General features: G+C 52.5%; 14 protein-coding genes. 11 read left to right on the top strand and 3 right to left on the bottom strand.

Annotation, left to right across the window (positions count from 1 at the left end; genetic code table 11):
- Window positions 1-34 precede the first annotated feature (34 nt).
- Genes tatE through tatD form a run of 4 tightly spaced genes read left to right on the top strand, consistent with a single transcriptional unit; the run spans window position 35 to window position 2574 of the window.
- Complete coding sequence (gene tatE, locus AC1DUO_RS14825) at window positions 35-301, top strand: twin-arginine translocase subunit TatE (protein WP_013577433.1); 267 nt, start codon at window positions 35-37, stop codon at window positions 299-301.
- Between the two features lie 3 nt (window positions 302-304).
- Window positions 305-952, top strand: coding sequence for a Sec-independent protein translocase protein TatB (gene tatB / locus AC1DUO_RS14820; RefSeq protein ID WP_013577432.1), 648 nt, complete (start codon window positions 305-307; stop codon window positions 950-952).
- A gap of 2 nt (window positions 953-954) precedes the next feature.
- Window positions 955-1722, top strand: a complete 768-nt coding sequence (tatC, locus tag AC1DUO_RS14815; RefSeq protein ID WP_013577431.1) for a Sec-independent protein translocase subunit TatC — start codon at window positions 955-957, stop codon at window positions 1720-1722.
- A gap of 60 nt (window positions 1723-1782) precedes the next feature.
- Complete coding sequence (tatD, locus tag AC1DUO_RS14810) at window positions 1783-2574, top strand: 3'-5' ssDNA/RNA exonuclease TatD (RefSeq protein WP_119262167.1); 792 nt, start codon at window positions 1783-1785, stop codon at window positions 2572-2574.
- 61 nt (window positions 2575-2635) lie between these two features.
- Here tatD and rfaH read toward each other — a convergent pair whose 3' ends face one another.
- A complete protein-coding gene (gene rfaH, locus AC1DUO_RS14805; RefSeq protein WP_015690568.1) occupies window positions 2636-3124 on the bottom strand; it encodes a transcription/translation regulatory transformer protein RfaH in 489 nt (162 codons plus the stop codon).
- A 172-nt stretch (window positions 3125-3296) separates the two neighbouring features.
- On the opposite strand from rfaH, the gene pepE reads away from it, so the two are divergent.
- The 3 genes from pepE (at window position 3297) to fre (ending at window position 6457) form a co-directional block, all read left to right on the top strand.
- Window positions 3297-4022: a dipeptidase PepE gene (gene pepE / locus AC1DUO_RS14800; RefSeq protein ID WP_013577428.1), complete on the top strand. Its 726-nt coding sequence runs from the start codon at window positions 3297-3299 to the stop codon at window positions 4020-4022.
- Window positions 4023-4216: 194 nt separating this feature from the next.
- A complete protein-coding gene (gene ubiD, locus AC1DUO_RS14795) occupies window positions 4217-5707 on the top strand; it encodes a 4-hydroxy-3-polyprenylbenzoate decarboxylase (protein WP_013577427.1) in 1491 nt (496 codons plus the stop codon).
- Between the two features lie 48 nt (window positions 5708-5755).
- Entirely contained in the window at window positions 5756-6457 is a 702-nt protein-coding gene (gene fre, locus AC1DUO_RS14790) for an NAD(P)H-flavin reductase (RefSeq protein WP_013577426.1), read from the top strand.
- 116 nt (window positions 6458-6573) lie between these two features.
- Here fre and fadA read toward each other — a convergent pair whose 3' ends face one another.
- Together fadA and fadB are read right to left on the bottom strand one after the other, a co-directional pair.
- Window positions 6574-7737: an acetyl-CoA C-acyltransferase FadA gene (fadA, locus tag AC1DUO_RS14785; RefSeq protein WP_119262166.1), complete on the bottom strand. Its 1164-nt coding sequence runs from the start codon at window positions 7735-7737 to the stop codon at window positions 6574-6576.
- A gap of 11 nt (window positions 7738-7748) precedes the next feature.
- Complete coding sequence (gene fadB, locus AC1DUO_RS14780) at window positions 7749-9941, bottom strand: fatty acid oxidation complex subunit alpha FadB (protein WP_119262165.1); 2193 nt, start codon at window positions 9939-9941, stop codon at window positions 7749-7751.
- Between the two features lie 189 nt (window positions 9942-10130).
- Here fadB and pepQ point away from each other — a divergent pair, with 189 nt between their 5' ends.
- The 4 genes from pepQ to hemG are packed head-to-tail and all read left to right on the top strand — an operon-like array spanning window position 10131 to window position 14124.
- Window positions 10131-11462 (top strand): Xaa-Pro dipeptidase, encoded by a 1332-nt coding sequence (gene pepQ / locus AC1DUO_RS14775; RefSeq protein ID WP_013577423.1) that lies wholly within the window; start codon window positions 10131-10133, stop codon window positions 11460-11462.
- On the top strand, window positions 11462-12073 hold the full coding sequence (locus AC1DUO_RS14770) for an IMPACT family protein (protein ID WP_477987758.1): 612 nt from the start codon (window positions 11462-11464) through the stop codon (window positions 12071-12073). Before pepQ ends, AC1DUO_RS14770 begins: the two co-directional genes overlap by 1 nt.
- Window positions 12074-12110: 37 nt before the next feature.
- Window positions 12111-13562: a Trk system potassium transporter TrkH gene (gene trkH / locus AC1DUO_RS14765; protein ID WP_013577421.1), complete on the top strand. Its 1452-nt coding sequence runs from the start codon at window positions 12111-12113 to the stop codon at window positions 13560-13562.
- A 22-nt stretch (window positions 13563-13584) separates the two neighbouring features.
- Window positions 13585-14124 (top strand): menaquinone-dependent protoporphyrinogen IX dehydrogenase, encoded by a 540-nt coding sequence (gene hemG, locus AC1DUO_RS14760; protein WP_112197625.1) that lies wholly within the window; start codon window positions 13585-13587, stop codon window positions 14122-14124.
- The last annotated feature ends 466 nt before the right edge of the window (window positions 14125-14590 follow it).

The following is a 14590-nucleotide window of genomic DNA, read 5'->3' as shown; positions in this document are numbered from 1 at the left end:
TAAATGTCGTTCCTTCCTGTTTGAGGTGAAAATAATGGGTGGTATTAGTATTACAAAAATCCTGATCCTCGTTGTTCTTGTGGTACTGCTGTTCGGTACGAAGAAACTGCGTGGTCTGGGTTCTGATCTGGGTGCTTCCATCAAAGGCTTCAAAAAAGCCATGAGTGACGACGACAGCCAGTCAAAAACTAAAGACGCTGACGTTTCTCCCACTGATGCTGATTTCGTAGCAAAGTCTGTTGAAAGCAAGCCAGAAGCGAAAGCAGAAGACACCAAGAGCCAAAACAAAGAGCAGGTATAAGCCGTGTTCGATATTGGATTTAGTGAACTGCTGCTGGTATTGGTGATTGGCCTGGTTGTCCTCGGGCCCGAGCGTTTACCTGTAGCAGTCAGAACAGTAGCAGGCTGGATCCGTACGCTTCGTGCCATGGCTGCTTCAGTTCAAAGCGAATTGTCGCAGGAACTGAAACTCCAGGAATTGCAGGATAGCCTGAAGAAAGCGGAAGAAGCCGGTCTGAAGAATCTCACGCCAGAAATCAAAGCATCTATGGACGAGTTGAAAGAAGCCGCAGAATCTATGAAGCAGTCGATCAATTCAGGATTGAATCCTGCAGAGAAAGCTGTGGAAGAAGCCAAAGCGGAAGGCAACACCATCCACAACCCTGTTCTGGATGAAGCTGAAGCGCACCATGATGCGGGTGTGTCTCCTGCTGCTGCCGACAATGTGGTTTCTGCACCGGCAACGGCACCACAAAGTGCTGTTGATGCCGCTCTGGCCTCAAATAAAACGGCGCATGTTGCGGCTGAAAAGCTGACGGCCTCGGCGGAACACGCGGCTGACGCTTCTGTTGACGTTTCACCGGTTGTGAAAACTGCTGCTGAAGCCCCTGTGGCTGAACCCGCAGCACCGGCTAAACCGGCTTCATCAACTCAAACGACAGGCGAGCGTTAAACATGGCAGTTGAAGATACACAACCCCTTATCAGTCATCTGATTGAGCTGCGTAAGCGCCTGTTAAATGCCATTATCTGCATTATTGTGGTGTTTTTAGCGCTGGTTTATTTCGCAAATGACATCTATCAGTTGGTGGCTTCACCGCTGATCAAACAAATGCCGCTGGGCGCGAGCATGATTGCGACTGACGTCGCGTCGCCGTTCTTTACGCCTATCAAACTGACCATGATTGTCTCGGTGTTTGTCTCTGCACCGTTCATTTTGTATCAGGTCTGGGCATTTGTGGCTCCGGCGCTCTACAAACACGAACGCCGTCTCATGATGCCGCTGCTGTTTTCAAGCTCCGCGTTATTTTATCTCGGTGTGGCGTTTGCTTATTTCGTCGTGTTTCCGCTGGCGTTTGCTTTCTTTGCGAAAACTGCACCGGCTGGCGTGCAGATAGCCACCGACATTAACAACTATCTCGATTTCGTGATGGCGTTGTTTATGGCGTTTGGCGTCTCCTTCGAAGTGCCTATCGCGATTGTGTTGCTTTGCTGGAGTGGTGTAACGACACCCGAAGACTTGAAAAAGAAACGTCCGTATGTGCTGGTCGGGGCTTTTGTGGTCGGGATGTTGTTAACACCGCCGGATGTGTTCTCGCAAACATTGCTGGCCATTCCAATGTACCTGTTGTTTGAAATCGGCGTGTTCTTTGCCCGTTTCTATGTCGGAGGCCGTCGCCGGTCGGACGTCGACAACGAGACCGATCCGGATCAGCCTGCTTAAAGTTTCTTTCGTTATACATAGAAACCGCCCTGTTGGGCGGTTTCTGTTTCAGGACTCCCCATGTTTGAAATCGGTATAAATCTCACCAGCAGTCAGTTTGATAAAGATCGGCTGCAGGTAGTGGAAAGAGCCAGAACTGCCGGTCTGAGCGGCATGTTGATCACCGGAACGTCAGCGCAGGAAAGTGTCGAAGCGCAGAAAATGGCGGATGAGCATCCTGATTTTTGCTGGTCGACGGCGGGCGTGCATCCGCATCAGGCAAGTCACTGGAATGCGCAGGTTGAAGCCGGTATCCGTGAGCTTGCAGTGTTACCCAATGTTGTGGCTATCGGTGAGTGCGGGCTGGATTTCAATCGCAACTTTTCTCCGGCAGATCGACAGGAAGCGGCTTTCACGGCACAGCTGGCGCTGGCGAAAGAATTACAGTTGCCGGTGTTTCTGCATTGTCGTGATGCTGGTGAGCGCTTCGCCACGTTGCTGAAACCCTGGCTGTCCGATTTGCCGGGCGGCGTGGTTCATTGTTTCACCGGCACCCGTCAGGAGCTTGAGTTGTATTTATCTCTCGGACTGTCGATTGGTATCACCGGTTGGGTGTGCGATGAGCGTCGCGGGCTGGAATTACGTGACATGCTGCCGCTGATCCCTGCGGACAGGTTAATGCTTGAAACCGATGCACCGTATTTACTGCCGCGTGATATGGAAAACAAGCCGAAAAACCGCCGCAATGAACCGGCTTTCCTGCCGCATATTGTTAAACAGGTCGCGCTGTGGCGCGGGGAAGATCCTCAGTGGCTGGCAGATATCACGGATGACAATGCACGTAAACTTTTTGCATTGTCCGCGTGCCGCTGAACCCAATGATAAAGGCACCTTTAACGGTGCCTTTATCATTTGTACTGGGCGGAGATGCCGGTCAGATTTTTTGGAAGTGCGTATTTTCGATGCTCTGACGAACCGGCTGGTTGATGAGGTTAAGCATCAGCAGTGAACGTGCTTCGCCGTCCGGTTCAGTATAAATCGCTTCGATACCGGCAAAAATCCCGTCGGTAATCACCACCTGATCGCCTTCATATGGCGTATCAGGATCACGAATTTCAATTGTTGGTGGCTCCATCAACTGTTTGATGACATCAGGCTGGACGGTGGCCAGTTTCGCACCAAAGCGGATGAAGTGGCTGACGCCACGCGTTGCATTGATCGTCGTGGTATGGATCCGCTCAGGGTCGAACTCGATGAACATGTAATTTGGAAACAGTGGCTCGCTGACCGCAGTGCGGCGTCCGCGCACCAGTTTTTCCAGTGTGATCATCGGCGTCAGGCAGTTAACGTTCTGGCGTTCAAGATGTTCTTTTGCGCGAAGAAGCTGACCACGTTTGCAATAGAGTAAATACCAGGATTCCATAGTTTCCCACATAAAAGCGTTGAGCGGGGCAGCATACCAAAAGCCGCTCATGAGATACAGACAGTGCAAGTCTATGCAGACGTTTGCTGATTGTCGGCCCGTTATCTTTTATTATCGGAGAAAAGCGCGTTCTTATCCCCTCTATTAATCCTATTTTATCAGGAGAAATCTCATGGAGCTGTTTTTACTGAGTAACGGCAAGCTTTCAGGTGAATCTGAGTTACTGGGTTACGCTAAAACGCGCATCCAGACTATGTTTGAGGCACACAATATCACCTCTGCCGTGCTGGTCCCCTACGCCCTGATCCGCAGTGATTACGATGCCCGCGCCTTGGAACTTTCTGATACGTTGGGCATTCGCGTCAGTAGCATTCATCATGCAGAAAATCCTGCTGAAGCTATTGCCGGCGCACAATGCATTTTGATCAGCGGCGGGAATACCTGGATGCTTAATCAGATGCTGCATGAACATAGCCTGATCGTACCAATTCAGCGGGCAGTGCGTGAGCGCAATGTGCCTTATGTTGGCTGGAGTGCGGGTTGTAATGTCGCCACGCCAAGCATCCGCACCACCAATGATATGCCTGTTCGCAACTCTGTGGTTCTGCCTGCTCTCGGCCTGTTCCCGGTGCAAATCAATCCGCATTACATCGATGCCCATTTAAGCGGTCATATGGGCGAAACCCGTGATGAGCGCATTGCGGAATTCTGCGCGGTTAACCCGTCTGAATCAGTGATTGCGTTGCGTGAAGGCAGCCTGTTGCAGGTGTCCGGCAATGATCTGAGTTACTTCAGTGCTAAAAATCAGGGGTTTAAGGTTTTCCGCCACGGGCAAGACACACAGGAATATCAGGATACTCAGGCGCTCCAGCCTCTGGTGTCTTTTAACTGCGTGTGATTGTCGTCGCGATATAACTTCCGCACCGTCAGACCAAAAATACCCGGGCTGACGGTTATACTGCTTTTTCGTTATCAGACTTTACTTACCAATAAGAAATTTACTGATAACAAACTTGCTGATAACAAAAAAGCAGCAACAACTCTGGAGAGGCTCTATAATGCTCTCCTTCAACCTGGCGACTCAGAATCAGCATGAAATACCGTGATTTACGTGACTTCCTCTCGTTACTCGAAAAGAGAGGCCAACTGAAACGCATTAGCCAGTCAGTTGACCCTTATCTGGAAATGACCGAAATTGCCGATCGTACCCTGCGTGCAGGTGGTCCGGCGCTTTTGTTCGAAAATCCTAAAGGCTACGACATGCCGGTTTTGTGCAATTTATTCGGCACACCTCAGCGTGTGGCGATGGGCATGGGCAAAGAAGATGTCAGTGCGTTGCGGGAAGTCGGTGAATTACTGGCGTTTCTGAAAGAACCTGAGCCGCCACGCGGTTTTCGTGATTTATACGACAAAGCGCCGAAGTTTAAACAAGTGCTGAACATGCCGACCAAAATGCTGCATTCGGCACCTTGTCAGCAGCAGATTTGGGAAGGCGATGCGGTCGATATCACCAAAATTCCGGTGATGCAGTGCTGGCCGGAAGATGCGGCCCCGCTCATCACCTGGGGCCTGACTGTGACTCGTGGCCCGAACAAGCCGCGTCAAAATCTGGGCATTTATCGTCAGCAGGTGTTGGGTAAAAATAAAGTGATCATGCGCTGGTTGTCCCATCGGGGCGGCGCGCTCGATTTCCAGGAATGGTGCCAGCAGAATCCGGGCCAGCGTTTTCCGGTTTCCGTGGCGCTGGGTGCCGATCCGGCAACGATTCTTGGCGCTGTGACGCCGGTGCCCGATACGCTGTCTGAATATGCCTTTGCCGGGTTGTTGCGTGGTAACAAAACGGAAGTGGTGAAATGTATTTCCAACGATCTGGAAGTGCCTGCCAGCGCCGAGATTGTGCTTGAAGGGTATATCGAGCCGGGTGAAATGGCACCGGAAGGCCCTTATGGCGACCACACCGGCTACTATAATGAAGTGGATAGCTTCCCGGTGTTTACCATTACGCACATGACGCAGCGAAAAGATGCCATCTATCATTCGACCTACACCGGCCGTCCGCCGGATGAACCTGCGGTTCTGGGTGTGGCGTTGAATGAAGTGTTTGTGCCAATCCTGAAAAAACAGTTTCCGGAAATTGTTGATTTCTATCTGCCGCCTGAGGGTTGCTCCTACCGTCTGGCTGTCGTTACCATGAAGAAGCAATACGCCGGTCATGCTAAACGCGTGATGATGGGGGTCTGGTCATTCCTGCGTCAGTTTATGTACACCAAGTTTGTGATTGTGTGCGACGACGATGTGAATGCCCGCGACTGGAACGACGTTATTTGGGCGATCACCACCCGGATGGATCCCGCGCGGGATACGGTTCTGGTGGAAAATACCCCGATTGATTATCTCGATTTTGCCTCCCCGGTGTCGGGCCTTGGCTCGAAAATGGGGATGGACGCGACCAACAAATGGCCGGGTGAAACGCAGCGTGAATGGGGACGTCCGATTGTGAAAGACCCGGAAGTCACCGCGCGTATTGACGCTATTTGGGATGAACTCGCTATTCTTAATGATAAAGACGATGTGAAAAAATAATCGAATCTTTGTCCTACGCTTTGCTTTGACGACCCACAGAGGGAACGCATGACAACATTGAGCTGTAAAGTGACCTCGGTTGAGGCGATAACCGATACGGTGTATCGCGTCCGGCTGGTTCCGGAAGCGCCTTTCTCGTTCCGCGCGGGTCAGTATCTTATGGTGGTAATGGATGAGCGTGACAAGCGCCCGTTCTCGCTGGCCTCGACGCCGGCTCAACACAATGTGATTGAGCTGCACATCGGCGCGTCTGAACTGAATTTGTACGCGATGGCCGTGATGGATCGCATTTTGAAAGAACAGGCAATCACCGTTGATATTCCGCACGGCGATGCCTGGCTACGTGAAGACGGCGAGCGTCCTCTGGTGCTGATTGCCGGTGGCACCGGCTTCTCCTACGTCCGTTCGATTCTTATCACCGCACTTGAGCAGCAACCGCACCGCGATATCTCCATTTACTGGGGCGGGCGTGAACTGAAGCATCTGTACGATCTTGGTGAGCTGGAAGCGATGAGCATTAATCATCCGAACCTGAAGGTGATCCCGGTAGTTGAACAGCCGGAAGAGGGCTGGCAGGGCAGAAGCGGTACCGTGCTGAGCGCGGTTTTACAGGATTTCTCTTCACTGGCTGAGTACGACATTTATATCGCCGGTCGTTTTGAGATGGCTAAAATCGCCCGTGAACGTTTTGTCGCCGAGCGCGGTGCGCAGGAAGACCGTCTGTTTGGTGATGCTTTCTCTTTCATCTGATTGAACAATGAAAAAGCCCGCCCCTGACAGGCGGGAAAACGGCAACTAAAACAGGCAGAACACATTGATGAAAGCGGGCTAAATGCCCGCTTTTTTGCTTTTGCACAAAGAGAGAATCAGATGCGTTCGAAAACGGTCGCAATGCCCTGACCTAAACCGATACACATGGTCGCAACGCCAAACTGGACGTCGCGGCGCTCCATCAGGTTCAGCAGTGTGGTGGAAATACGTGAGCCGGAGCAGCCGAGCGGGTGACCGAGCGCAATGGCACCGCCGTTCAGGTTGACGCGATCCTCCATAGTTTCCAGCAGTCCCAAATCTTTCACACACGGCAAGGCTTGTGCGGCGAAGGCTTCGTTCAGTTCGAACAGACCGATGTCCTGCACGCTCAGTCCGGCGCGTTTCAGAGCCAGACGCGTTGCTGGCACCGGGCCATAACCCATAATGGACGGGTCGCAGCCCACCACCGCCATGGCGCGGATGCGGGCACGGGCTTTCAGACCTAAAGATTTGGCACGGGATTCACTCATCAGCAACATTGCCGATGCGCCGTCGGAGAGGGCAGAAGAAGTTCCCGCCGTGACAGTGCCATTCACCGGATCGAACGCCGGGCGTAAAGCTGCCAGTGTGGCGACCGTCGTTTCCGGGCGGATCACTTCGTCGAAATCATAACGGGTCAGAACGCCATCGGCGTTATGGCCTTCGGTCGGCACAATTTCGTTAGCGAAATGCCCGGCTACGGTGGCTGCATGAGCACGCTGATGTGAACGTGCGGCAAATTCATCCTGCATTTCACGGCTGATCTGGTGCATTTTTGCCAGCATTTCCGCCGTCAGTCCCATCATCCCTGCGGCTTTCGCTACGGTTTTGCTCAGCCCCGGATGGAAATCCACACCATGATTCATCGGCACATGACCCATATGTTCCACACCGCCGATCAGGCTGACCTGTGCGTCACCGACCATAATGGCGCGGGCGGCGTCATGCAGCGCCTGCATGGAAGAACCGCACAGACGGTTGACCGTAGTCGCGGGAACACTGTGCGGTATTTCCGCCAGCAGCGCCGCGTTACGGGCAATGTTGAAGCCTTGTTCCAGCGTCTGCTGGACGCAGCCCCAGTAAATATCATCAATATCTTTGGCGTTCAGCGCCGGATTACGGGCCAGTACGGCACGCATCAGATGCGCGGAGAGATCTTCAGCCCTGACATGGCGGAATGCGCCGCCTTTTGAACGGCCCATTGGCGTGCGGACTGCGTCAACAATGACTACGTTTTCCATGATTTCGGTCCTTATGCCTGATTACCGGTGCTGAAGTTTTCCAGCGGAGCGGCAACCGGATAGTAACTTTCATTGGTTTGCGCTTTGGCGCGTAGCCCTTCCGGTGCCTGATACATCGGCCCCAGATGTGCATACTGTTCAGTCATTTTCAGATACTCAGTGGTACCGAGGGTATCGAGATAACGGAACGGGCCGCCGTGGAAAGGAGGGAATCCGATGCCGTAGACCAGCGCCATGTCGGCTTCGGCCGGGCTGGCAATAATGCCTTCCTCAAAGCAGCGCACCACTTCGTTAATCATCGGAATCATCATGCGGGCGATGATGTCCTGTGGTGAGAAGTCAGTGTGTGCTGGTTTCAGGTTGTCGGCCAGCAGACTGATCGCCTGTTCGTCAACTTCCTTGCGCGGCTTGCCTTTGCTGTCTTCGCTGTAACGGTAGAAACCGAGTTGATTTTTCTGCCCAAAACGACGGTTATCAAACAGCACATCAACAGCGTCACGGTAATCCCGCGCCATGCGCTCAGGGAAACCGGCGGCCATCACGGCCTGGGCGTGATGCGCGGTGTCGATGCCGACCACATCCAGCAGATAAGCCGGACCCATCGGCCAGCCGAACTGTTTTTCCATCACTTTGTCGATCTGGCGGAAATCAGCGCCATCACGCAGTAACAGACTGAAACCGGAGAAATACGGGAACAGTACGCGGTTGACGAAGAATCCCGGGCAGTCGTTGACCACGATAGGCGTTTTACCCATCGCCAGTGCGTAAGAAACGATGCGCGAAATCGTTTTGTCTGAGGTTTTCTCACCACGCACGATTTCGACCAGCGGCATACGATGCACCGGGTTGAAGAAGTGCATACCACAGAAGTTTTCCGGGCGTTTGAGCGAAGACGCCAACAGATCGATAGGAATGGTCGAGGTATTCGAGGCCAGAACGGTATCGGTGCCGAGCAGAGATTCCGCTTCCGCCAGCACCGCGGCCTTCACTTTAGGATTCTCGACCACGGCTTCAACGACCACAGAGGCACGTTCGATGCCGCTGTAATCCAGCGTCGGATGAATGGTCGACAGCACTTTAGCCATTTTCAGACCGTCGAGTTTACCGCGCTCCAGTTGCTTGTTCAGCAACTTGGCAGCCTCGTTCATGCCGAGCGTCAGGGACTGGTCGTTGATATCTTTCATCACAACCGGCACGCCTTTCAGCGCAGACTGGTAGGCGATCCCGCCGCCCATAATGCCCGCGCCCAATACGGCGGCCTGTTTTGGTTTTTCGCTGTCTTGCGCCAGTTTTTTGGCTTTGCTTTTCACAAACTGATCGTTAAGGAAAATACTGACCAGTGCGCGGGCTTCTTTTGATTGTGCGAGCGGCACAAAGCTGGCGGTTTCCAGCTGCAACGCTTCATCGCGACCCAGACGGGCCGCGGCTTCTATGGTTTTCACCGCGCTCATGGGCGCCGGATAGTGTTTACCGGCATTTTGCATGACCATACTTTTGGCGACGCTGAAGCTCATCGCCGCTTCAATCTGGCTGAGTTTCAACGGCAGACGTTTAGGATCACGACGGTTATGCCATTCCAGTTTGCCGTCAACGGCGTTTCTCAGCATGCTGATGCCAGCGTCGCGCAGTTTATCGGCTTCAACCACCGCATCGACCAGCCCGACTTTCAGGGCCTCTTTTCCACTGATATTTTTACCGGCGGCGATAATTTCCAGCGCACTGTCAGTACCAATCAGACGTGGCAGACGTACGGAACCGCCGAAGCCCGGCATAATTCCTAAACTGGTTTCCGGCAGGCCAATCCGGGCATCGGCAGTGCTGATACGAAAATCTGTCGCCAGCACGCATTCGCAACCACCGCCCAGCGCATAACCGCTGATGGCAGAAATTGTCGGTACCGGCAGGTCTTCCAGCCGGTTAAAAATGCTGTTGGCGAAATCCAGCCATTCATGCAGTTTTTCGGCTGGCGCGTTGAACAGGGATAAAAATTCGGTGATATCCGCGCCCACGATAAACGCTGGTTTGGCCGAACTGAGCAGCAGACCTTTCAGGTCAGACTGTTTTTCAAGTACTGCAATGGCTTCGCCCAGGCTGGCGACAGTTTGGGTGTCGAGCTTGTTAACCGAGCCTGGAGCATCAAACACCAGCTCCGCGATACCGCCGTCGAGCCAGTGCAGGTGTAGTGTTTCGCCTTGGTAGAGCATGTGTCTCTCCTGAATCATCTGGGATGATCTGGTATGACCAGATGTTTTGGAGTGTGGTTTTTATGTTAATAATTTGCAAATGAGATGTGTTTTATTTGCAGGCAAGATCACAAACCTTCCGGGACTATGGTCGCGGTGAGGCTGTGGTAAGATGCTGCATCGTCATTCAGGTGAAAAAAGGACAGTTGGATGGAATCGCTTACTACGCTTTATAAAGAACATATCGCCACGCTGCAGACGCGTGCCCGTGAAATTCTGCAACGTTCTCAGCTTGATGCGTTACTGATTCACTCCGGTGAGTTGCTGACGACCTTCCTTGATGACCACAGTTATCCCTTCAAAGTCAATCCGCAGTTCAAAGCCTGGGTGCCGGTCACCAAAGTGCCGAACTGCTGGTTGTGGGTGGATGGCGTGAATGCGCCGAAGCTGTGGTTCTATTCTCCGGTGGATTACTGGCACAGCCATGAGCCGCTGCCGGAGTCCTTCTGGACGAAAGAGATTTCCCTGACGCCGCTGGCCAACGCTGACGATATCAAAGGCCAGTTGCCGGTTGATCTCAAACGTGTGGGTTACATCGGTTACAGTCAGGAACGTGCGATCAGCATGGGTATCCCTGCGGCGAACGTGAATCCGAAAGTGGTACTGGATTTCCTGCATTATCATCGCGCTTACAAAACAGACTATGAACTGGCCTGTATGCGTGAAGCGCAGAAAGTCGCGGTCAGTGGCCATCGCGCGGCGAAAGAAGCGTTCCTTTCCGGCATGAGCGAATTTGATATCAATCTGGCGTATCTCACTGCTACCGGTCATCGTGATACCGATGTGCCTTACAGCAACATTGTCGCGCTCAATGAACACGCTTCCGTACTGCATTACACTACGCTCGATAATCAGCCGCCTGCCGAAATGCACAGCTTCCTGCTTGATGCCGGTGCAGAATATAACGGTTATGCCGCCGATCTGACGCGTACCTATGCCGCAAAACCGGACAGTGATTTCGCAGCACTCGTGAAAGATCTCAATACGGAAGAACTTGCGTTAATTGATACGATTAAAGCCGGTGTGCGCTATACCGACTATCATGTTCAGATGCATCACCGTATCGCCAAATTGTTGAAAGCGCATAAGCTGGTGGTGGATATTAGTGAAGACGCCATGGTGGAACAGAACCTGACCGGGCCTTTCCTGCCGCATGGTCTGGGGCATCCGCTGGGGTTACAGGTTCACGATGTCGCCGGGTTTATGCAGGATGATACCGGCACGCATCTGGCCGCGCCTTCGCAATATCCCTACCTGCGTTGTACCCGTGTGATTGAGCCAGGCATGGTGCTGACTATCGAGCCGGGTTTGTATTTCATCGATTCGTTGCTGTTACCGTGGCGCGAAGGGCAGTTTAGCAAACACTTTGCCTGGGATCGCATCAATGCCATGAAGTCATTTGGCGGCATTCGTATCGAAGACAACATTGTCATCCACGATAATCGTATCGAAAATATGACACGTGATCTGAAGCTGGCCTGATGCAGCCTTATCCCGTCCCCGCTGAGCCTGTCAGTTTCAGCGAAGAAATAAAGAAGAGTCGCTTCATCACCCTGCTGGCGAGAACTGAGGGAGTTGAAGTGGCAAAGGCTTTTATTCAGGAGGTCAGAAACCAGCATCCGGCAGCGCGTCATCACTGCTGGGCGTTTGTAGCTGGCGCGCCTGCTGATTCTCAGCAACTGGGCTTTTCTGATGATGGCGAACCGGCGGGCACAGCCGGTAAACCGATCTTAAGTCAGCTGATGGGAAGCGGAGTCGGGGAGATCACCGCCGTCGTGGTGCGTTATTACGGTGGCATAATGCTGGGTACTGGCGGGTTAGTGAAAGCCTACGGCGGCGGTGTTCAGCAGGCATTGAAACAACTTATCGTGCAGCAAAAGGTTCCGCTGGCGGAGTTCGCGGTGCAGTGTGATTACAGCCAGTTACAGCTGGTGGAAACGCTGCTTTTGCAGGTTGGCGGCCATATTTTACGCAGTGAATACGGCGCGGCGGTGGATCTCGTTCTGGCGTTGCCTGCCGCAGATGCACCGGCAACCGTCAGCCATTTGTTSGATATCAGCCGTGGCACGCTAATCCTGCGTCCGGTTTCTTAAATTTTTCTATGGTTAATTCGCTGAGGAACGCACCAGCATGCATTTTCGTGCCATAACACGCATTGTGGGGGTGCTCGTCATCCTTTTCTCGGGAACGATGATTATTCCCGGTCTGGTCGCTTTAATTTACCGCGATGGTGCGGGGCGTGCGTTCAGTCAGACCTTCTTTGTCGCCCTGGCGATTGGGTTATTTCTCTGGCTGCCAAACCGGAAGCAGAAAAGTGAGCTGAAGCCACGGGAAGGTTTCCTGATTGTGGTGCTGTTCTGGACGGTGCTGGGCAGCGTCGGGGCATTGCCTTTTCTGTTCTCCGAGCGGCCGAATCTTTCCCTTACCGATGCTTTCTTTGAATCTTTCTCCGGCCTGACGACGACGGGCGCGACCACACTGGTCGGGCTGGATTCTTTGCCGAAAGCGATTCTCTTCTACCGGCAGATGCTGCAATGGTTTGGTGGTATGGGGATCATTGTGCTCGCGGTAGCCATTCTGCCGATATTGGGGGTCGGCGGAATGCAGTTGTATCGCGCCGAAATGCCGGGGCCGCTGAAAGATAACAAGATGCGCCCGCGTATCGCCGAAACAGCAAAAACGCTGTGGCTTATCTATGTGCTGCTGACCATCGCCTGTGCGCTGGCATTATGGGGCGCGGGTATGCCGGTCTTTGATGCCATCAGCCATAGTTTCTCGACTATCGCCATCGGTGGCTTCTCGACGCATGATGCCAGCATCGGCTATTTCCATAGCGGAACGATTAATACCATTGTGGCGGTATTCCTGTTGATCTCCGGCTGTAACTACGGCCTGCACTTTGCGGTGCTGAGCGGGCGAAACCTCAAGGTATACTGGCGTGATCCGGAATTTCGCATGTTTATCGGCGTGCAGTTCACGCTGGTCGTGATCTGCACGGTGATTCTGTGGATCCACAATACCTACGGCTCGCCGCTGGAAACGCTCAATCAGGCATTCTTCCAGGTGGTATCAATGGCCACCACAGCAGGCTATACCACGGACAGTATTTCCAAATGGCCGCTGTTCCTGCCGCTTCTATTATTGTGCTCTGCTTTTATCGGTGGTTGTGCCGGTTCAACGGGCGGCGGTCTTAAAGTGATCCGTATTCTTTTGCTTTATTTACAGGGTTCGCGCGAGCTGAAAAGGCTGGTTCACCCGAATGCGGTTTACACCATCAAATTGGGTAACCGCGCGTTGCCTGAACGTATCATAGAAGCGGTATGGGGTTTCTTCTCCGCTTACGCGCTGGTATTTATTGTCAGCATGCTGGCGATTGTTGCCACCGGTGTGGATAACTTCTCCGCCTTTGCTGCGGTTACCGCCACACTCAATAACCTTGGCCCGGGGCTGGGGGTGGTGGCTGATAACTTTGCTTCGATGAATTCCGTGGCGAAATGGATCCTGATCGTCACCATGTTGTTTGGTCGTCTGGAAGTCTTCACATTATTAGTGCTGTTCACGCCGACGTTCTGGCGGGAATGAGTTTTAAGAAAGGGAAACAAGTATGAAAGCGTTGATACTCTATTCAAGTCGTGACGGGCAGACACATGCTATCGCTTCTTATATAGCAAGTGAGCTGAAAGAAAAGTGCAACTGCGATGTTGTTGATCTGGTACATGCGGAACATGTCGATTTGAAAAGCTATGACCAGGTGATGATCGGCGCTTCTATACGTTACGGTCACTTTAACCCGGTGCTGGATAAGTTCGTTAAAAAACACGCCGAAACCTTGAATCACATGCCGTCGGCTTTTTTCGGCGTCAACCTGACAGCGCGCAAACCCGAAAAACGAACGCCACAGACTAATGCCTATGTACGTAAATTCCTGCTGGCATCCCCGTGGGAACCGGCAATGTGCGGTGTCTTTGCTGGCGCATTACGTTATCCGCGATATCGCTGGTTCGATAAGGTCATGATCCAACTGATTATGCGGATGACAGGTGGTGAAACAGATACCCGTAAAGAAGTGGAATATACCGACTGGCAGCAGGTGGCCAAATTCGCTGAAGATTTTGGGCAAATATCGTATAAAAAATCGCAATAATGCGGGCTTAATAGACGTTCAGGCCAAAAAGAAAGCATTCAGAAAGTTTTTTGAAATTAGGGGTTGCGGCCTTCTGAGAACTCCCTATAATGCGCCTCCACTGACCGGGAACAACGACTCCTCTAACAAGAACCAAGTCGCCCAGTCAGGAAGAATCAACCCGGTGAAAACACCGCATCTTGTAAAAGAAAATGGTTGACTCTTCAGGGAGAAAGAGTATTATCTGCCTCCCACGTTGCTGAGTTAATTCTCGCAGCGTACGCTCTTTAACAATTTATCAGACAATCTGTGTGGGCACTCACAAGACGATATCAGCCACCTCGGTGGCAAAAAATATCAAGTCTTAGAGTGACCAAGCAGTAATTCATTTAGTTGAATTATTACGAAGTAATCTCTGAGCACCGCTTCACTTGTTGAAGCAAATCGAACTTTTAATTGAAGAGTTTGATCATGGCTCAGATTGAAC

It is taken from the genome of Rahnella sp. P4_A8, assembly GCF_056402435.1.
The sequence above is the reverse complement of the archived record's forward strand: the minus strand, read 5'-3'. Positions and strand labels throughout refer to the sequence as shown.